The 18,901-nt window shown below is 67.0% G+C and carries 14 protein-coding genes, 12 tRNA genes and 2 pseudogenes; 11 read left to right on the top strand and 17 right to left on the bottom strand.

The window, feature by feature from the left end; translation table 11 throughout:
• Window positions 1-97: 97 nt before the first annotated feature.
• The 15 genes from ACFYPR_RS25345 to ACFYPR_RS25275 all read right to left on the bottom strand — a co-directional run bounded on the left by ACFYPR_RS25345 (window position 98) and on the right by ACFYPR_RS25275 (window position 5,049).
• Window positions 98-180 (bottom strand) — tRNA-Leu (locus ACFYPR_RS25345).
• An 11-nt stretch (window positions 181-191) separates the two neighbouring features.
• Window positions 192-265, bottom strand: a tRNA-Met gene (locus ACFYPR_RS25340).
• A 5-nt stretch (window positions 266-270) separates the two neighbouring features.
• Window positions 271-344 (bottom strand) — tRNA-Thr (locus ACFYPR_RS25335).
• A 121-nt stretch (window positions 345-465) separates the two neighbouring features.
• Window positions 466-541 (bottom strand) — tRNA-Thr (locus ACFYPR_RS25330).
• Between the two features lies 1 nt (window position 542).
• Window positions 543-619, bottom strand: a tRNA-Leu gene (locus tag ACFYPR_RS25325).
• A gap of 87 nt (window positions 620-706) precedes the next feature.
• Window positions 707-779, bottom strand: a tRNA-Gln gene (locus ACFYPR_RS25320).
• Window positions 780-864: 85 nt separating this feature from the next.
• The gene (locus ACFYPR_RS25315; RefSeq protein WP_363937690.1) at window positions 865-1,320 is read right to left on the bottom strand and encodes an HNH endonuclease; all 456 of its coding nucleotides are present in this window, start codon (window positions 1,318-1,320) and stop codon (window positions 865-867) included.
• A gap of 51 nt (window positions 1,321-1,371) precedes the next feature.
• A tRNA-Gly gene (locus ACFYPR_RS25310) sits at window positions 1,372-1,444 on the bottom strand.
• Between the two features lie 96 nt (window positions 1,445-1,540).
• Window positions 1,541-1,617 (bottom strand) — tRNA-Gln (locus tag ACFYPR_RS25305).
• A 7-nt stretch (window positions 1,618-1,624) separates the two neighbouring features.
• A tRNA-Gly gene (locus tag ACFYPR_RS25300) sits at window positions 1,625-1,697 on the bottom strand.
• A gap of 17 nt (window positions 1,698-1,714) precedes the next feature.
• Window positions 1,715-1,788 (bottom strand) — tRNA-Glu (locus ACFYPR_RS25295).
• An 8-nt stretch (window positions 1,789-1,796) separates the two neighbouring features.
• Window positions 1,797-1,869 (bottom strand) — tRNA-Ala (locus ACFYPR_RS25290).
• Between the two features lie 186 nt (window positions 1,870-2,055).
• Window positions 2,056-2,128: transfer RNA gene (locus ACFYPR_RS25285), tRNA-Trp, on the bottom strand.
• A 446-nt stretch (window positions 2,129-2,574) separates the two neighbouring features.
• Window positions 2,575-4,239, bottom strand: coding sequence for a DUF6461 domain-containing protein (locus ACFYPR_RS25280; RefSeq protein ID WP_387262785.1), 1,665 nt, complete (start codon window positions 4,237-4,239; stop codon window positions 2,575-2,577).
• A 27-nt stretch (window positions 4,240-4,266) separates the two neighbouring features.
• Window positions 4,267-5,049: a transposase family protein gene (locus tag ACFYPR_RS25275; RefSeq protein WP_354859541.1), complete on the bottom strand. Its 783-nt coding sequence runs from the start codon at window positions 5,047-5,049 to the stop codon at window positions 4,267-4,269.
• Window positions 5,050-5,177: 128 nt separating this feature from the next.
• Here ACFYPR_RS25275 and ACFYPR_RS25270 point away from each other — a divergent pair, with 128 nt between their 5' ends.
• Window positions 5,178-5,987: a DUF5984 family protein gene (locus tag ACFYPR_RS25270; RefSeq protein ID WP_387186673.1), complete on the top strand. Its 810-nt coding sequence runs from the start codon at window positions 5,178-5,180 to the stop codon at window positions 5,985-5,987.
• A gap of 883 nt (window positions 5,988-6,870) precedes the next feature.
• Window positions 6,871-7,323, top strand: coding sequence for a hypothetical protein (locus tag ACFYPR_RS25265; protein ID WP_355140056.1), 453 nt, complete (start codon window positions 6,871-6,873; stop codon window positions 7,321-7,323).
• Window positions 7,324-7,369: 46 nt separating this feature from the next.
• On the opposite strand, the gene ACFYPR_RS25260 is transcribed toward ACFYPR_RS25265, so the two are convergent.
• Window positions 7,370-7,651, bottom strand: coding sequence for a YrhB domain-containing protein (locus ACFYPR_RS25260; protein ID WP_355140058.1), 282 nt, complete (start codon window positions 7,649-7,651; stop codon window positions 7,370-7,372).
• Between the two features lie 567 nt (window positions 7,652-8,218).
• Between ACFYPR_RS25260 and ACFYPR_RS25255 the strand changes: the two are divergent.
• From ACFYPR_RS25255 to ACFYPR_RS25240, 4 genes and pseudogenes are all read left to right on the top strand, one after another.
• Window positions 8,219-8,422: pseudogene (locus ACFYPR_RS25255) on the top strand (helix-turn-helix domain-containing protein); the annotation flags it as partial.
• 210 nt (window positions 8,423-8,632) lie between these two features.
• Window positions 8,633-11,317 (top strand): BTAD domain-containing putative transcriptional regulator, encoded by a 2,685-nt coding sequence (locus tag ACFYPR_RS25250; protein WP_355140070.1) that lies wholly within the window; start codon window positions 8,633-8,635, stop codon window positions 11,315-11,317.
• Between the two features lie 432 nt (window positions 11,318-11,749).
• Window positions 11,750-12,295: a hypothetical protein gene (locus ACFYPR_RS25245; RefSeq protein ID WP_355140060.1), complete on the top strand. Its 546-nt coding sequence runs from the start codon at window positions 11,750-11,752 to the stop codon at window positions 12,293-12,295.
• Between the two features lie 288 nt (window positions 12,296-12,583).
• Complete coding sequence (locus tag ACFYPR_RS25240) at window positions 12,584-13,165, top strand: DUF5317 family protein (protein ID WP_355140062.1); 582 nt, start codon at window positions 12,584-12,586, stop codon at window positions 13,163-13,165.
• A 1,457-nt stretch (window positions 13,166-14,622) separates the two neighbouring features.
• Here ACFYPR_RS25240 and ACFYPR_RS25235 read toward each other — a convergent pair.
• Window positions 14,623-15,480, bottom strand: a complete 858-nt coding sequence (locus ACFYPR_RS25235) for a hypothetical protein (protein WP_355140064.1) — start codon at window positions 15,478-15,480, stop codon at window positions 14,623-14,625.
• Between the two features lie 416 nt (window positions 15,481-15,896).
• Between ACFYPR_RS25235 and ACFYPR_RS25230 the strand changes: the two genes are divergently transcribed.
• The 5 genes and pseudogenes from ACFYPR_RS25230 to ACFYPR_RS25210 all read left to right on the top strand — a co-directional run.
• Window positions 15,897-16,349, top strand: coding sequence for a hypothetical protein (locus tag ACFYPR_RS25230; protein WP_387186678.1), 453 nt, complete (start codon window positions 15,897-15,899; stop codon window positions 16,347-16,349).
• A 74-nt stretch (window positions 16,350-16,423) separates the two neighbouring features.
• Window positions 16,424-16,942: a hypothetical protein gene (locus ACFYPR_RS25225; protein WP_355140066.1), complete on the top strand. Its 519-nt coding sequence runs from the start codon at window positions 16,424-16,426 to the stop codon at window positions 16,940-16,942.
• A gap of 102 nt (window positions 16,943-17,044) precedes the next feature.
• Window positions 17,045-17,248: a hypothetical protein gene (locus ACFYPR_RS25220; RefSeq protein ID WP_355140068.1), complete on the top strand. Its 204-nt coding sequence runs from the start codon at window positions 17,045-17,047 to the stop codon at window positions 17,246-17,248.
• A gap of 136 nt (window positions 17,249-17,384) precedes the next feature.
• Complete coding sequence (locus ACFYPR_RS25215) at window positions 17,385-17,819, top strand: hypothetical protein (RefSeq protein ID WP_387186675.1); 435 nt, start codon at window positions 17,385-17,387, stop codon at window positions 17,817-17,819.
• A gap of 799 nt (window positions 17,820-18,618) precedes the next feature.
• Window positions 18,619-18,813 (top strand): annotated as a pseudogene (locus ACFYPR_RS25210) (cyclic-phosphate processing receiver domain-containing protein); the annotation flags it as partial.
• Window positions 18,814-18,901 lie beyond the last annotated feature (88 nt).

Here is an 18,901-nt window from a genome sequence, read left to right as displayed (position 1 = left end):
TCTAGTCACGCTGCGCTACAACGTGGACCGACAGGGAGTCGAACCCCGCGGGGAGGGATTGCGAATCTCTCCTGCGCACCAGCGCTCAGCCCTTGCGTGCGCTCGGGGAGAGTCGAACTCCCACGCCTTTCGGCACACGGACCTGAGCCGTGCGTGTCTACCAAGTTCCACCACGAGCGCGTGATGTTGCGTGCCGACGAGGGGACTCGAACCCCGGACCTCTCCGTTATGAGCGGAGTGCTCTGACCACCTGAGCTACGTCGGCGAGAGAGCCAGCGACGGGAGTCGAACCCGCATCCTCGCCCTTACGAGGGGCGCGCTCTGCCATGGTGAGCTTCGCTGGCGTGGTCCCGGTGGGTCTCTCGCGTGCCGGGGCGGCGCCGCCGTTTTCACCGACGGATCACCGTCAGGGGCGCTATCCCTGCCTTACGGGCGTCCCGGCCCGCGAGACACCCACCGGGTGTGTGGAGCCGGCGACCGGGATCGAACCGGCCCGCTCGCGCTTACAAGGCGCGTGCTCTGCCAACTGAGCTACGCCGGCCTGGTGCCCTCGGAGGGATTCGAACCCACACTGCGCGGCACCTCATGCCGCTGCCTCCTGCCGTTGGGCTACGAGGGCTTGGCGCGGGGAGCCGGGCGCTACTCCGGCGAACTCCCGACGGGCCGTAACCCGCCGGGTGCCCTGCTTCCGGGCCATCCCCTTGCGCTCCGAGAGGAGGATTCGAACCTCCGATCTTCCGAACCAGAATCGGACGTGCTGCCAGCTGCACCATCTCGGAATGAGGGCCGGCGGCCGGTAGCTGGTCGCGAGAACCAACCCTTCGCCCCGTCGGTCAGCACGGGGACCGGCTCGCCGGCCGAAAGTCAGCGCTGCGCGAGCGACGACCAGGCAGGCGCGACCGGCTGCCGCCGTAGCGGCATCCCAGCCGCGGCCGGGGTCCGATCACCCTTGCGCTGGTTGCAGGCGTAGCAGGCGCTGATCGTGTTGCGCCAGGTGTTCGCCCCACCCCGGGAGCGGGGCAGGATGTGGTCGACCGTCACGGCCGGACCCTCGCAGTAGCCGCACCGCCATTCGTCGCGGGCCAGGACGCCGCCCTTGGACCAGGCGGGGCCCTTCGTGTACCGCCACCGGGTGCCGACGTACCGGACGAGCCGGACCACCTTCGGCATGGGGAACACGCCGATGAGTTGGTCGGGTTCGGCTTCGTGGATCTCGGCGACCCGCCGGCAGAGCATCCGGATCGCGTGGGCGACCGTGACCCGGTGGAGCGGGCCGAGGTCGGCGTTGATGACGAGAATCGGCGTCCACTGGCACTTCAACGATAGGTGTCAACTCGGTGATGTCGCATTGTCTCTATGTAAGAGACATCGAGCGGCTACCGGGACTTGAACCCGGGACCTCGACGTTGGCAACGTCGCGCTCTACCAACTGAGCTACAACCGCGTGGAGCCCCCGGCCGGAGTCGAACCATCCACCAAGAGGAAGTCGAATTCCGGATTCGCAGATCCGAGACGACTTTCTCCGCTGGTCAAGTGCGAGCTCCGGGAGCAGGAATCGAACCTGCGTTCGTACCGGGATCCAAAGTCCCGTCGCCCTTGCCAGCAGAGCATCCCGGAACGGTTGAGCGGTCGGCGGGCAACGACCCCGCTTCTTCGGTTTGGAAGACCGACGTGTCCGCCAAGTTCACCACGACCGCATGGCATCCTGCGTGCGTAGGCCGTACGGGGCTCGAACCCGTAACCTCCTGGCTGAGAACCAGGTGAGCTGCCAGCTTGCTCCAACGGCCCATGAAGCGTGGAGAAGAAGGGATTCGAACCCTCGACCTCCGGTCTGCCGAACCGGCGCTCTCCCAACTGAGCTACAACCCCATCGTCCGGGACCGGGGTGTCGAACCCCGTGTCTCTCGCTCCCAAAGCGAGCGGGTCAGCCGTCTCCCTCGTCCCGGAGGTAGTGCCCCCGGCCGGCCCATACGGGCGCCGGCTGGGGCCTTACCAATGCCATCCACTGTGGAGTTGAGAATCTACAACGCCGCCGTCCGAAGCCGGGACGAAAAGCAGGGGCGGCAGGACTCGAACCTGCATCCGTCGGTTTTGGAGACCGGTGCTCCACCAGTTGAGCTACGCCCCTATGAAGTTGTTCCAGTAACGAGAAAGCCGCCCTATCCCTGTCAGGGTGGGCGGCTTCGCAGCTTGCGCTGGCGCTATTCGCGCCGCCACCCCGGCTTCCAGTTCCGCTCACTCGCGCACAGATCGTGGGCTCGTCCAATCGAGGGCAGCACGACACCGCCGCGCGGCATGAGCCGCGTGGTTTCGGTGTAGGCGTACTGCGACACGGGGAACTCCTCAGGTTGGTCGGGACGACCTTGCTCATTCAAGGTAGGCGCTGCGCCGATCGGATGGCAATGGATATTCCGAGCTACCTCCACGTAGCTCGTGGCCAGCTGTAGCGGGTGACTGGCGGTGGACAGCCGCTAGAGCACCTCGGCGGTATGCGTCGGGCTGGAACAGGATCCATCGTCCGCTGTCATGGATGTGGCTGAGGTCCTCGTCTCGGACCGCGGTGCGGCTGGGTGCCTATCCTGTTATGCGGTAACCGATGCCGGCCGCGCGGATCCGGTTGAGGTCGGCAGCGGTGATGCCCCGGCCGGTGAACCGTGCGACCGCGACCAGTCCCTTCTCACTGCGATCACCGAGCTCGGCGAAGTCGATCCCGGCGAGAGCTGCGGCAACCTCCGGCGGGTACTCGTCGCGCCCCCATGGCTCGAAGGCAGCGAGCAGTTGACCTGCCTCGGCGAAGGAGAGCCGGGTGACGGCGTTGACGTTCCAGAACATGCTGGCGGCCCGGCCACCGGCCGACGCGTTACGCAGCACTGCGGCGTCCGTGCCGCGGAAGCCGTTGTCCTCCACGACCAGGACCGCGTCACCGCCGTCCAGCACGGTGATCCAGGGGTCGATGGCACGACGCAGTGACAGGTCGCGCTGAATGTCATCGACCGATTCCGGCTGGTCCGGGTCGGCTCCGAACGCACGTAACGCCTGCTCGACCGTAGCGCCAGTGACGACGGTGACAGTCGCCGCCTGGGAGAGCGGGCTACGGCGAATCCATCGGTACGCGTGCTCGGGGGGCCGGGCCGGCTCGGGGTCGCCGCGCAGCCGGTGCCCAAGTTGGTCGGTGAGCTTGTAGGCGATTTCCGGTGCGGCGGGTGCGCCCCAGACGACGAGCTTGTAGCTCTCGAGCTCGGCGTCGAGGTCGTCGCGCCCGCGGGCGTGTACCCGGGTCCGGTATTCGCCGGGCCACGGCGGGGTCTGCCGGCGTAGGCCGCGGCTGCCCGTGCCGTCCGGCGCCATCACTGATGCGCGCCCCTCGGCGGCACGCCAGCTCACTTCGACGATCTCCTCCCAGCCGGACTCCAGCTCGTCCGGGGCTTCCGCGAGCACGGCCAATTCAACGCGGACCATGCCCGCCGCGACACCGGTGCGCACGACGATGCCGCCGTCGGCCACGGCGACCATCCCGTTGCCTGCGAAGTCGGCCTGCTCGGGCAACTCATGCTCGGCAAGCCCGAACCGGTGCTCGGCCACGGTCACCGTGCCGGACATATGGCGCGGCAGCAGGTACTCCGCGCGGATCCTGGCGAGCAACGCCGCCGCATATGCCGGAGGCATGAGTGCGTCCCGCAGCAGTAGCACCGCGGCGCCGACTCCCAGGCCGACGGTAGCGGCGGCACGCTCCACGATCACTGGTGGCGCCGCCTGGTGGACCACGGCACCAGCAACCGCCACCGCCAAGCCGAGATGAGCTGCACCGTGCTCGGCCGCGATCGATGGCTCATTGGTCGCCGCCGGCGTGACCGCCAGCAGCGGCGCGATCACAGGGTGCGCCGCAAGCTCTCGCACCAACACAACCGTACGGTCGGCCAGTCCGGGACGCAGTCGGTGCAGCAAAGCCGTCGCGGACGTCGCCTCGCTATCGTGACCACCTGCGGCCATCCACACATACTGGGCATCCGGCGGCCGGAGCAGACCCGCCACCAGGTCCGGCGCACAACTCCAGTCATGGCGGCCGACAACCAACTCGAGCGCGCCGAGCAGGCGCTCCACCGGCAGCGGCCCCAGCGCTCGCAACGCCGTCAGGCACTCGGGCTCACCACCGGCCGAGTGGTCGAACCGGTGAGCACCCACCGAATGCGAATCCGCCTCCTCCGGCACGGCCAGGCGACCCAGCAGACGCGCGGGCATCGCAGGGATCAGTCCAATGAGCCCTTTTCATCCTGCGTAGCGGTTGGCTTCGACGCGGTGGAGAACGAGGATGGCCTGCACGATCGTGGTCGCTCGGCGTGGGCAGCAGCGCAGCTTGGTCAGGATCTTCCAGGTCTTGAGGGTGGCGATCGCTCGTTCGCCGCGGGCGCGGATCTTCGCGTGGGCGCGGTTCACGGCCTTCTGCCGGCGTGACAGCTTGGGCCGGAAGCGGCTCCGTTTGAACGGCGTGCGCACGCTCCCGCCGGCTCCCTGATAGCCCTTGTCCGCGAAGGTCATCACATCAGCTCTGGTCAGCGCCTCGATGATGCCGTGGGTTCGGGCTGCGGTCAGGTCGTGGACCGAGCCGGGCAGTGCCGGCGAAGCCCAGACGAGGCGGCCAGCCGCGTCGGCGATGACCTGCACGTTCACGCCGTGGCGCTTATGTTTTCCGGAGTAGTACGGCCTCTGGTCGGCGACCCGGTCGATCGGAATCAGGGTGCCGTCCAGGATCGCGTACGCCAGCCGGCGGATCCGGTCCATGGCGGTGGCCAGGTCATCGGCGGTCGCCGCGAGCAGGGCTATCGCTTCCTGCACGTACCGCCATGCGGTGCTCACGCCGACGGCGAACCCGGCAGCCAGGCGGGTGTAGGTATCACCGTTGCGCAGGTGAGCCAGAGCGAGAAGTGCCTGCCGTCCCGCGTCGAGGCGTCGCCACCTGGATCGACGCTGGTTGCGGTGGCTGCGGATACGATCGGCCAGGTGGTTCAGGGTCCGGCTGGACAATGAGATCGTGGACGGGTAAGACAGCACAGGCGAGGCTCCCGTGTTGGGGCATCGGGTTTTGGTCGATTTGCTGTCTTACCTGGAGCCTCGCCCTCATCGATCACCGGGCTACGCACACCGTCCCTGACCTGCAAGATCAGGTTGGAAAAGGCTCAATGATCAGGTTCCGGTTCGAGCTGTACCCACTGGACGAGGTGTCGCCGTGGGGCAGTGACCAGCCGAGGCTCCACTGGTTCGGGCTCACCGAGGGCTGGTACTGGCTTGAAGCAAGCGGGCAGGAGCTGCTGTGCCGCACCCGGGAAGTTCACCCGCATCCCTACATCGACTATTACCTGGCCCGGCTCTGGGAAGACGTCATTGTCCTTACACCTGAGGTGCTGGAGCCGGTGCCCGACGATCTGCAGCCATTCATTGCCTCCGACCCCGCGCAGTGGACGTGTGACCCGCTCGAGTTCTTGGCCGAACCGGGTGAGGAACGGACCGACGACGGGAACGCGGACGTGCCCGACCATCCAGTCGTCACGGCCGCGATCTGGCACGGCGAGCACCATCTGGACTTCGGTTACCTGCGCAATCCTCCCAAGCTCCGGTTCTGGCGTACCACCCGCGGCGATCGCGACGAGATCACCATGGATTGGCGGCACGAGGACGACGGCGAGATCGGTTTCACCGCCGACCCCGCAGTCCGGCTCAGCGTCCCGACCACCGCATACCTTGAGGCCGTGCACACCCTCAACCGCGAGCTGATGGACGCCATGGGGCAGCGGGTCGAGGAGCTGGAACGCCGCGGCGGGCTACCTGGCGTGGACCTTGACCTCGTCCATCTGCGGCGGGAACACGAAGACCGGCGGCATTGGCTTGCCAAGAACCTCGACCGCTGTCCGAAGACCGACTGGAACGTTGTCCGCCAAGGTGCCCGCCTGCTGCTCGGCGGCGTTCAACGGGCCGACGCCCCAACCGGCTAGGCATTCCTTCGAGCACCTGACCGGGACAGCATCCGCTCATCGGCATGAGCGGACGCCGCCTTACTGCCGCGGAGGTGCCAAGCTGACGCCTTCGGGTCCGCCGAAGGGGTCACCACAGAGGATGCGCTGGCCACGGCGCCGCGAGTGGGATCGGTGTCTCAGATGACGGAACCGCGGCGGACTCCAGCAACCTCACCCGCAACGCTTCACATCCATGTGCAGCACACCTACAGGCGTGGCGTTAGGCGACCCGTGGCACCGGCCGGCGCCAGCCAACCCGGGAGCAGCAACGCCTGACCACTTCGACCTCTACTGGGAGGTCATGCCGCACCGCTCCACCACATCACCACAGGTCAAAGCCCTCGTCTCGGTCCGGCGTCGGTGAGCACTTCGGTCGAGGTGACCTCTTCGCCAACCTGCACCCAATCTGCTCCCAGTTGCAAGGCCGGGCCCGGCCAACGGCTCCTTACCGCCTCGACCTGTGCACACTCCTTTACCAGGCGACATAGAACGCCGTCGACTGCTGCACACAACCGCGGAGCACTCCGCGGGAAACAGGACGCCGCACCGACTCTGACCTGCGGCAACGCGGAGCCGCAGGCAGGGGTGGGTGCAGTTGAGCGCCGTTCGACGCCGTTGGACGCAGTTCAAGGCCGTTCAGGGCACCCCGCTGCTCCCAACCTGCTCCCCCAACCCGGCTCGCACCGGCTCGCCGACCGCCGGCCGTCGACCGCTCGTAAGCTGCCGGCCCAGTGCTTTGGCTGGCACCAGCGCTGGCCCCCACAGCTGCATCGGTTGATGGGGAAGTGCGCTCACGATCGCCGCGTAATGTCAGCGGCATGTGCGGATATCGGCTTGGCGGCAGCTGGTAGAGGATATGGGCGTGAGTGAGGATCTCCTTCGTATCGTGCCGACCGTGCCGGCCTGGGTGCCGGCGCAGGGCGCCGCGGATACTGCGGCCGAGGTCGTCTCGGCGATGTGTCCGGGCGCGGGCGAGCTGGTCGCCTGCCAGTACGCCGAGGTTACGTTCATTGACCAGGGCGCCAACTTCGAGGCAGTCGGCTGCCCGGCCTGCAAGGCTCCGCTGGATGCCGACTGGTGGCAAGAGCGGATGGATGATGCCTATGCCACTCGCTTCGCAACACTGGACACCGTGACACCGTGCTGCAGCGCAGCCGTCTCGCTCAACGACCTGGAGTACCACTGGCCGGCCGCCTTTGCGCGATTCGAGTTACTGGTTCGCAATCCAGGCCGCAGCTGGTTGTCGCCCGACGAGGCAGCGCAAGTGTCGGCCGTGCTCGGCATTACGGTTCGCCAGGTCTTCAGTCACTACTGACGACACACCGCAGCAATGCCTCCCGCCCGGCGGCCTGTCAGTGCGTTCATCCGAGAGTGGGCCGCCCCTCGGCGATCTGTTCTTCTACCGGCCGACCGGACCAGGCCAGCCATGGGTCCGCGCCGGACTTGGGCACGACCACCGGCCCGTTGCCGACCAACGCGTCGGAGATGCGGCCTGACTCGATGAAGGCGCGTGACTGGTAGCCCACAGACCATGCGGCCTCGTGCTCCCGCACACCGGTGATCACCCATTCACCGGCGCGGACCTCGCCCATGCGGTCAGCGAGGAAGGCGAGTGCGATCTCGCGAGCGTCTTGATCGGTCATGCTCGTGACCCTAACGCTGGAACGATGGTGCAGGACCGAGCCAACGCGCTGTCATCGGCATGAGCGGACGTCGCCCGATTGACGACCGGGAGAATCACGGCTGACTTCTTCGCATCCGCCGAAGAGGTCGCGGCCCACGCGGCTGCACTGGGCTCGGGCACGCGTCGCTCCTCATCGAGGGGACCAGTACCTGTGGTCCGCCGTTAGCTTCTTCCGATGTTGCGGCACTCACCTCGCCTGCCGGGCCGGCTTCCCAAGGCCATCGTCCGGATGCTTGACGTGACGGCGGCGGATGATCCGGGGGAGGCACCCGGGCTAGACGACCCGTACCCTGCTGCCGACACGGCCAATGATCTTCTACGCCACGGGAGCGTCGCGCCGGGGTGTCCGCGGTTGCAGCAGCGGAGACGCTGCTCGATCTGCGAAGGATCTACGACGAGTTGTTGACAGACCTCGAGGTGTCCAGCCGATAGGGTCACTTCAGCGGCTTGTTCACTGCCGCTCGGGCGACATCGATGGACACCGCGGTATAGGCGGCAGGCAAGGTATGACGCACGGGGCGTGAGCATGGACACCACTGAAGAAGGAAGCGGATTCGGCGCGCTGCTGCGGGCCGGCCGACGGGCGGGCGGCATCAGCCAACGGGAACTTGCCGCACAAGCCGGTCTCAGCGTGGCCGCCATACGCGACCTCGAACAGGGCCGTAGCCGCAGACCCAGGCCCACAGCCGTCGAGGCGCTCGTCGCCGCGCTCGGCCTGCCCCCTCACGACGCGGCCACGCTCCGCCGCGCGGCCACCCGCCCTTCAGGCCCGATCCCGCCCTCCAGGCAGGTTTGCCCCGCCGAACCGCTGCGGCTGGCGATCCTCGGCCCGCTGACCGTCAACCGCGGGCACGTGGCGGCGCCGGTCGGCCGCGGGGGGCGTCGCGCTCTGCTAGGCCGGCTCGCCTTGTCGGTCAACACTCCGGTACCGGTCTCCGACTTGATCGACCTGCTCTGGGACACCCCACCCGCGGCGCCGGCGAACGCGCTGCACACCTACCTGTCCCGGCTCCGGTCGGCGCTGCAGCCGACCGGACCGGGCCAGGCCGCCTTGATCACCCGGACCCCGGCCGGATACCAGCTCAACCTCGCCGACGAGCAGCTCGACCTGGCCGAATTCCGCCGCCAGGTGCGCCATGCCCGCGCCGCCGAGCCGATGGCGGCACTCGACCTTCTGGAAGCCGCGCTGGCGCTCTGGCGCGGCGACCCGCTGGAAGACGTGCCGAATCTGCACCACCAATTCCTGGCCACCGCAGTGGCCGAGGAGCAGATCGCGGCAACCCTGCGCCACGCCGACCTGGCCCTCGCAGCCGGCCAACCCGACCGCTGCCTACCACGACTGCGTGAACTCGCTGCGGCCAACCCCCTGCACGAACCGCTCCACACGCGGCTCATCGCAGCCTTGGCCGCCGGCAACCTGCAAGCTTCCGCGCTCGACACCTACGCCCGTATCCGACGGCGACTCGTCGAGGACCTCGGTATCGAGCCGTCCCCCGACCTGATGGACGTCCACCGGCGCGTTCTACGGCAACAGCACGTCACGTCCGCTCAACACACCCTTCAAGCCGAGTCACGACCCCTCGCGGCCCCGTCGCGTAGCGACGACCGGGCCCACATCCCGGCCCAGCTTCCCGCCGACGTCCGCCGGTTCACCGGCCGAGCCGAGGCCCTCGCGCGGCTCGACGACATGCTCCACACCCACCGGCAGCCGTACCCGGCCGTCGCCATCGCGGTCGTGTCGGGCACCGCTGGGGTGGGCAAGACAGCTCTGGCCGTACATTGGGGCCATCGGGTCGCCGACCGGTTCCCCGACGGGCAACTGCATGTCAACCTGCGCGGCTTCGATCCAGGCGGCTCGCCGATGAACCCGGATGAGGCCGTCCGGAGGTTCCTTGACGCGTTGGGTGTCACACCGCAGCGGCTGCCAGCCGACCCGGCGGCCCAAGTCAGCCTGTACCGCAGCCTGCTCGCAGGCCGACGGATGCTGCTGGTGCTGGACAACGCCCGCGACGCCGAGCAGGTCCGCCCCCTGCTGCCCGGCGCGCCGTACTGCTTCACCCTGGTCACCAGCCGCAACCCGCTGTCCGGGCTTGTCGCCGCAGACGACGCTCACCCTCTCACCGTCGAAGCGCTCAGCCCGGACGAAGCCCGCCGCCTGTTGACACACCGCATCGGTTCCCGCCGAACCGACGCCGAGCCGGACGCCATCGTCGAAATCGTCAACCAATGCGCCGGGCTCCCGCTCGCGCTGGCCATAACCGCCGCACGAGCCGCCATCCAACCAGGTCTGTCGCTCGCCGACGTCGCCGCCGACCTGCGCGACGGAGACCGCCTGAACGCCCTGTCCACCGGCGACGCGAGCACCGATGTGCGTTGCGTCTTCTCCTGGTCGTACCAGGCCCTCGGCCCGGCCGCGGCACGGCTCTTCCGGCTGCTCGGGCGGCATCCCTCACCCGAAATATCAGCGGGCGCGGCGGCAAGTCTTCTCGGTCTGCCCCCGGCAGGAGTCCGCCCGGTCCTGTCCGAGTTGACCAGGGCTCACCTGATCGGGGAATACGCCCTCGGCCGGTACACGTTGCACGATCTCGTCTACGAGTACGCGAGCCAGCTGGCCCTTGACGAACAGCCCGACGCCGTGACCGGCCGGATGCTGGACCACTACCTGCACACCGCCCGCGCCGCCGACCGGCTACTCGAACCCGCCCGCGACTCGAGCCCTCTCGACTTCCCGCGTGCTGGGGTCACCGTGGACCCGCCCACCGACCACACCGGTGCGTTACGGTGGTTCGCCGCCGAGCATCGCGTCCTGCTCGCCGCCGTCGACCACGCCGTGAACGCCGGCTTCGATTCATACGCCTGGCACCTGGCGGACGCAACGGCGACGTTCCTGTACCGGCAAGGGATGTGGCACGAACAGGTCACGATCCAACGGCAGGCGCTGCGCGCGGCGGCACGGTCGACCGACGTGGCCGCGAAAGGCTCCGCTCACGTCCACCTCGCCCGCACCCATATCCGGCTGCGCGAAGGCCACGAGGCCGAGGCGCACCTGCGGGCAGCACTCGAGCTGTACCGGGAGCGCGACGACTTTGAGGGACAAGCCCGGACACATCACTACTTCGGAATGCTGCGCGAGCAGCAGAGCCGTTACCGGGAGGCACTCGACCACGCGCGACAGGCGGTCGCCATCTGCCGGGCGAACGCCCTGCGACACGGGTTGGGACACGCGCTGAACGCGGTGAGCTGGTATCAAATCTTGTTGGGCGACCACCACGACGCCCTCATCCCAGGCCAGGAGGCCATTGAGGTGACCCGGAATCTCGGGGACCAAGCCGGACTGGCCAACGCCTGGGACACCATCGGATACGCCCACCACCACCTCGGCGACGACGACGAGGCCGTCGCCAGCTACCAGCGGGCGATCGACCTATACCGCGACCTCGGCGACCGGTACTACGGATCCGTCACACTGACCCACCTCGCCGAGAGGCACCGCGCCGCCGGCCGGCTGGATTGCGCTCGCGACGCGTACCGACAAGCCCTCGTCGTACTTCAGGAACTCGCCCATCCAGATGGCGACCGGGTCCGCAGCGAACTGCTCCACCTCGAGGCGTCAGCCGGCCTCTGAGGCATCCCCGAATCCCGACCAACGTGCCGATGGTCGACGCTACATCGGAGGGTCAAGTGTGGAAACCTTGGACATCGTTGCCTTCGCTGTCTCTCATGGTGGCCGCGGTCGGCGCCGTCGATTGAAAGATCCGGACGTGGTGCGGACTATTGCCATTCCACGACGTTGTGCACCGATCCGCTAACGACATGGTGCTATGAGATCGCCAACGGGAGAACCCCGCGTAACGCCGGCCGGAGCCGACATGTGGCCTCTGCGTGAACCCGGCCGGGTGGCGGTACCTCGCCACCGGCAAACGGGCCTTCCCCTGGTACGGACGCGGTACGGGCAGGAAGTCGCAAGGTTTCGGCAAGCGGGCTCCCGCAGGATGAGCGCACGTCAACATACATGGATGGGAAGAAGCTTATGTTGCGCAGATGCGCGGTCGCAGCCATGCTGATCATCGGAATCCTGATACCCGGTGCCCCCGCGTACGCGGGGCCACCGCCCGCGAGCGGGATCGTCTTCGAGACGACCGCGCCCGGCGCCTGGTTCACCGCTCAGCCGGGAGAGCTGATGTGGCTGGTGAACCAGAACGGCTCTGACGAGGTGTTCTGGATTGGGAATGCCACCGGGTTCTCGAATCCCGGACAACTCTTTCACAGCTGGGTCCAAGCAGACGGGAACTGGTCCGGCGCGTACAGTCTCGGCGGCCTGATCTACGACAGCTTCTGTGGCATGCGGAACCCGGGCGGCACCCTGGAGATCTACGTCAAAGCAGCCGGCGGGGACGTCAATCACAAGCGTCAGCTGTGGCCGGCCGGGGACTGGGGCGGCTGGGAGAACGATATCGGTGGACGGATCAAGACCGGGTACGGCGTGAACTGCGCACACTCCACGTCGGGCAGCAAGGTCGCCGTCAAGGTCTACGGCCCCGACAACTGGTGGCACTACAAGACCCGCCTTATCACGGGTGAGTGGCCGTCCACTTGGGCGTGATCCATGAGGCATGATCGTAGGAGCGGTGAGGAAGGTGTCGTTGCCGACATTCTCCTCACCGCTCCGCGTCACATGGTCGGCCCATCACGGGCAAGTCGTACACCACTCCAGCGGACGCAACCTCAACCCTTACGCGTGAAGCCCGATCATCAGTGAACCGATGGACGGAAGAACCATGCCGTGATCAGATCCGGCAATCCACACTGGACTTGGTCTGTTGAGGGGAACTCCACGAGAGGGACCGCAAATGACCGGACTTAGGGCCTTCGAGGCCCACACGGTGGCGCCATGTCGATCCACAGTCTGATCTTGCTCATCGCACCGCCGATGGTGGGTGTCCTTGTCGGCTACGCCAGCGGGGGTCGAATCGCCGGCTTGCGGAGCATCCGACTCTCGGCCGTGTGGCTCCTGTGGCTGGCCGCCGTCGTCCAGGCGGCGCAGTACCACGTGGCTGCCCTGCGGCATCCCGGCACGCTGGTCGTCGTATTCGGCCTGGTCCTGTGGTGGCTGGCCGTGAACCTTCCCAGATGGCCGCTCGCGATCCGCGTCGCTGGCGTCGCCATCACGGTAGGTGCGCTCGCCAACGGAGTGACGGTCGCCCTCAACGGACGCATGCCATACCAGCCGAGCGGGGCTGAGGCGGTCGGCCTACGGCCGGATCTCACCACGCCCAAGAACGAACCCGCGGACGATGCGACCCGGTTCGCGCTCCTCGGTGACACGATCCCGGTCACGCCGTTGAAGAAGCTCGTCAGTCCCGGCGACGTGCTCATCGGCGCCGGGACCGTCGCGCTGACGGCGCTCGCGATGCGTCGCCGCCACGACCAACCCGATCCGGTACCCCAGCACATCACGGGAGGTGAAACATGACCATGTCCACCGTCTGGCGCCAGGCCGCCTACGCGATGCTCACGTTAGCGTCGCTGGCCCTGCTGCTCTACACCATCGGCGCACCAATGACAGAAGGAAGCTGAGGGGCCGGCATGAGAATCCGCATCATTGTGGCGCTCCTGTCGCTCGCCACACTTCTCTACACGGTCGGTGCACCACATGAGCACGGAGGCTGAAGCGTGCGAATCCGCAGGAATGGATCGCGGCTCCGGCGACGCCGGGTGACCCCTGGCTGCAACTCGTCAACATGACGAGCAAGAAGTGCCTCGGCGTCAAGGATGTCAGCTACGACATCGGCGCACCACTGCAGGTATGGACCTGCAGCGTGAACTGGAACCGGCGCTGGAACATTTCCTAGCCGCGTGACGCAGCGGCCGGGCCTGGTGCGGTGTCGACCAAGCCCGGCCGTTGCGCAACCAGGGTCAGCAATCCTGAACGCGCCCCACTCGCTGCCACCAACTCCTGTAGCTGCCGTCTAGACCCGGGTGGGTCAGACGGGCCGGTGAACAGGCGTGCTCGGCGTTCTACGACCACGTCGGGGAATTTCTAAGGCGGCGCGGGACAGTCGTCCGACCCGCAGATGTCCAGAGACCATAAGGACGCTAACACCTTCGGTCCGCCGAAGAGGTCACCGGACCGGAATCCCTGGCCAGGGGGTTGCCGGTGGGATTCGTGTCTCAGCGTCCGGGATGTACACCGGCGCCACCACGGCGGATGCCAGAGCCGCAGGTCGATGCAGCACGACATCGCGAGCGGCGTCAACGAGCCCCCGGCCGACAGCCGGCACTGGCCAGACCGGGCGCAGCGAACCTCGACCACTTCGGTGTTCTCTGGGAGGTCACGCCGACCGCTCGCCCACCTCACCGCAGGTCAAAGCCCTCGGCTCTTTCCAGTGTTGGTGAGCACTTCGGGCGCGGCGACCACCTCACAAAGCTGCACCCAATCTGCTCCCACTTGCAAGGCCAGACCATCCAGCAGCTCCTTACCGCCGCGACCTGCACATACTCCCCTACCAGGGGACATAGAATGCTGTCGACCGCTGCGCAAATCCGCTGAGCACTCCGTGTGAAACAGGACGCTGCACCGACTCTGACCTGCGGCAACGTGGAGCCGCAGGCAGGGGTGGGTGCAGTTGAGCGCCGTTCGACGCCGTTGGATGCAGTTCAAGGCCGTTCAGGGCACCTCGCTGCTCCCAACCTGCTCCCCCAAACCGGGGCGGCACCGGGCCGCCGACCGATCGTGAGCTCGGGCCCAGTGCTGTGGTTGGCGCCAGCGCTGGCTCCCGCAGCCGCATCGGTCGATCGGGGAGCACGCTCACGATCGACGCGCCTTGTCCGCGGCAGAAGAGTGAGCGCGGCACCGATCCGAAGCACGGTGACCTTGCCCGATCGAGGGCGGGGCGGTAGCCGGGCTGGCTGCCGTCGTCACTCGCCCTGCTACCGACTGCCCGGCGTACGGGACGGGTCGTGGCCCAGTCCATAGCCGGCGTGAATCTCCACCGCGCTCACTCCTAGCGCGTCGAGACCTCGGTTGAGCTCGCGGTACGCCCTGAACTCCGCCGTCACGTACTGCTCGCCCTCGACCGCGGCCGAGGGAGCCCAGCCGCTGCGGCCCAGCGCTGTCATCGCTGTCTGCATCGCCACCCATGGGCGGTGTCCGGTGACGCCGACCAGCGCATACACCCGGGTGAACGACACCGGCGGACTGACCTCGACAGGGCCGGGGCCGTCACAGGTCCGCCTGCGGACCCGTTGGGCGAGTGTTGTGGCCACCTCAACGGCACGGTCCGCATCGCTGGTCGACACGTCGACCACAAGCGCCACGCGTGCCGTTGCTTGTTCTCGTATCAAGGCCTGCAGTTCGGTGGGGAGCTCTTCCGCCTCGGCCTCGGTCACAACGCCGCCATCGGTATTCGCTTCGGTGTCCTCCGGCGGGGCGGCATCGATGTCACCGGCGGCGTCGACGTCGAGCCAGTATCCGGTGTTGCGGAAATGAGCGGCCGCCTCGCGCCAGGCGAGATGGGCCGGTTCGGTGCCGCCGCCGGACACCGGCGGGGGCAGCTCATTGCCGGACAGGAACCCCCGTACGAAGTACCGGGTCTGCTCGGAGCAGTCGCCGATTTCCCCCTTCGACACCTGGGTACGGATGCCGCGCTCTGCGCAATAGGCGAACATGCGTCCGGCGAACGTGTGCGGGTTGCCGTCGAGGAGGTAGTGCCGTCCGCATCGCTCGGTGTCGAACCACAAATTGGGGTCGACGTCGGGCGGCAACGGCGGACGAGCAGGCACGGACATTCCACGATAGTAGGACGCACGTGTGCCAGAACGGCCGACAGCCCGGACGGGACTCAGCGATAAGCCTGCTCACAGCGGCTCCACAGCCTGGTCTCCCGGGCAGCCGCACGACCCCCCTCGCCAATGGCGCCGGCTCCCTGGCAAAGATCGGTACTCGGGCTTCGACCTACAGAACCGCATCAGCATAGGTCCACGGCGCAACTTGAACCGGCAGCGAAGTTCGCGCCGACACCCTCATCGGCAGTTCCGGACGTCGACCGGCACGGGAGGCTGGCCACGGAGCGTGACGGCGCCGGCTGAGGGTAGCGCGCACGGACGGCGGCTGATCCGGATGCCAGGTCGCGGGCTTCAGACGGAAGCGCTCGTTCCCGGGCTTCGCCGTAGAGACACCGCTGCGATACAGGATGATGCCCTGCGTGCCCATCATCGATCTGCTACGAGCCGGAGTGACCACGCCGCGCCCTGACTCGGCGGCGTGTGCCACATGGCTGGCCTCGGTGTACGAGAGCATTAGAGGAGCCGGTGGTGCGGTCACCACCTCGGTCGAGGAACCAGCAGTCGGCCGAAACTACAACCGAATCGGTGTGCGACTCAGTGACGGCAAGCCGTTGTACGTCCTTCTCAACTCCGCGGCCGCCTTGGTCGCCGCAGCTCAACCGCGAGATCCTCATCTGATCACCCTGTTGTTCGCTGACGTCCCAGGCCGGGAGATCTATCGCCGAGCGGGGTTGCGGGTCGCCGCTGCGGCGGAGCTGGAGCAACCGATCGAGGATCGGTACCTCCGGCTGCTAACCGACGAAGAACGCCGGGATGTCACCTACCACCGTCCGGGCCGGCTTGGTGACCTGCTGTTCAACTGGTTCGACTGACCTGCCCGTGAACACCTCGCAGCAGACCCGGATACCCCGTCGAGGATTGTCCGGATCAGGACTACCTTGCCTCGATGACGTTCAACTTCGGTATCCCCGGCTACCAGCCAAACTGGTGCAACGGAGTCGCTGACGTCGCCAGTCGTCACGCTCAGCGACTGCGGGGCCTTGTGGGCCGCAGGTTGACGTCTACCTGGGTGGTCTGGGAGGACGACGACGATTCGTGGTTCGCCGACTGCCCGGTGGTGCTCGACTTCGAAGAGGAGCGCCTGGAGATCAACCATCAAAAGTTCGACGACCTGTCGATCACCTGGTGCACGATCGACGTGACCCGGGCACCGATGTGGCCGACCTCGGATGGCTTCCGCCTACGGTGGTGCGACGATGCTCCCGCGCCGTTGGCTGCTCGGCGCGGGCAACCCCTTGAGGCGGTGGAGCTCCTGGAGTACGCCGGGGGCGACCTGGCGGACGGCACCGTGGCGCTGGGCCTGCGATTCGCCGACGGCTGGCTGACGATCTACAACGCACTGGACGAAAATGGGATCGAGGTCGGCGAGCCCTTCCCGCAGTACCGCCGACACCGGTTGAGATGAGCCGCAATCCTCCGAACTCGACCAGGCAAGGTGGTCAGCGACAGATCCGCGCACCCGGCCTTGGCCAACCGGTGCCGCGAGACGTGTGATTAGGGTCTGCGTATGGGGGATGACATCGTTCTGCGGCTCGACCGCGCAACCGCCGAAGGTCTGTACGTCACGCTGTACGAAGCCGGAGAGCACATCGCGGCCGGCGCAGCCATCACTCCGCCCACCGCGGAAGAGGTCAAGCGCCTGGGCACTCTTCTACGGGACCTGGGTCACGCCCTTGGCCGTCGTTGCTCCCCGTACTGCGACCACCTCTAGTTATGGGTCGCGCGTGATCAGCGGCAGAAGCGTGCAGGACCTCTGCCGGCTCACCGGCACTCGAGGCAGGGAGCTACTGGATGATCGACAAGAGAGTCGTCGGGCGGTCGCGTACGTGGTGGAATTCCGTATGCGGATGAGCGAGGTGCTGACGGAGCTCGTCAGCCGGGACGCGCGCGGCGAGGAAATTATCACGGGAACAGAGGACATCGAACGATGGACGGCGTGGACCCGGCTCGACTACGACGCCTTCCTGGATGGTCTGGCCATGGAACTGGCCACCCGCTATGACCAGGGCCGATTGCCGTTTGGGACGTGCGACGAGATTGTCAACTGGTTTCATGCTCACCACACGGCCACCTTCGACACAGCGCTACCCGAGGTGTTTCTTGACGTGTTCGAGGCGTTCGACGAAGGCGAGTATTACCACGGCGGCGATGCTTCGAAGGATCCGGAGAAGGCCTACACCCGCCCGATGATCAAAGAAGTACTGGCACGTGGCGATACACGAAAGTTCAGCTCAGCACCGAACAGTGACACCTCCTATGCCGCACCGGATCATCGCGCATGATCTCCTACCCGCTCATCGACATGAGCGGACGCTGCCCTACCGCCTCCGAGGGACAACCCCGACGGCTTCGGGCACGCCGAAGAGGTCCGCAGCCTGAAGGGCCTGCTTAGGACGTTGCCCGTGGGATCGGTGTCTCGAATGACGAAACAGCGGCGCACTCCAGCAAGCTCACCCGCAACGCTCCACATCGATCTGCAGCACGCCTTTAGACGTGGCCTTAGGCGAACCGGGACGTCGGCCGGCGCCAGCCATCCCGGGAGCAGCAACGCCTGACCACTTCGACCTCTACTGGAAGGTCACGCCGCACCGCTCGACCTCATCACTACAGGTCAAAGCCCTCGTCTCCGTCCGGCGTCGATGAGCACTTCGGGCGCGGAGACCACTTCGCCAACCTGCACCCCAGCCTGCTCCCAGTTGCAAGGTCGGGCAACCGTCGGCTCCTTACCGCCTTGACCTGCACACACTCCCCTACCAGGCGACATAGAGCGTTGTCGAATGCATCACAGAACTGCGGAGCACTCCGCGGGAACCAGGACGCCACACCGACTCTGACCTGCGGCAACGTGGGGCCGCAGGCAGGGGTGGGTGCAGTTGAGGGCAGTTCGACGCCGTTGGACGCAGTTCGAGGCTGTTCACGGCGCTTCGCTGCTCCCAACCTGCTCCCCGCACCGGATCATCGACCGCCGACCGATGGTAAGCAGCCTGCCCTGTGCCTTGGCTGGCACCAGCGCTGGCTCCCTCAGCCGCATTGATAGGGGGCACGTTCACGATCGCCACGCATTACCAGCGGCAAATCCGGATGTCGGATCCTGACGGTGCCAGGCATCATCATCGCGTGGATGCCCTCCGAGTGATCGTCCTGGTCGATGACCTCCGTTCGTTCGTGGATGGCCGTAGTGCCGAGGTGGCCCGTACCAGTGCCGCCGGAGTTGACCTCCTCGAGCGGTACCGGGGCCAGCGTCTGGACGAGCTGTGGCTGGACCACGACCTAGGCCGTGTTTCGTAGGGCCTCGATATTGGGCGTGGCGGTGGTCGCTAATTGAAGAGGTCTCCGGTAGTTGGTTCAGCGACCAAGCTAGAAC

This window comes from Micromonospora sp. NPDC005254, assembly GCF_042872525.1.
Lineage (GTDB): Bacteria > Actinomycetota > Actinomycetes > Mycobacteriales > Micromonosporaceae > Micromonospora.
The sequence above is the reverse complement of the archived record's forward strand: the minus strand, read 5'-3'. Positions and strand labels throughout refer to the sequence as shown.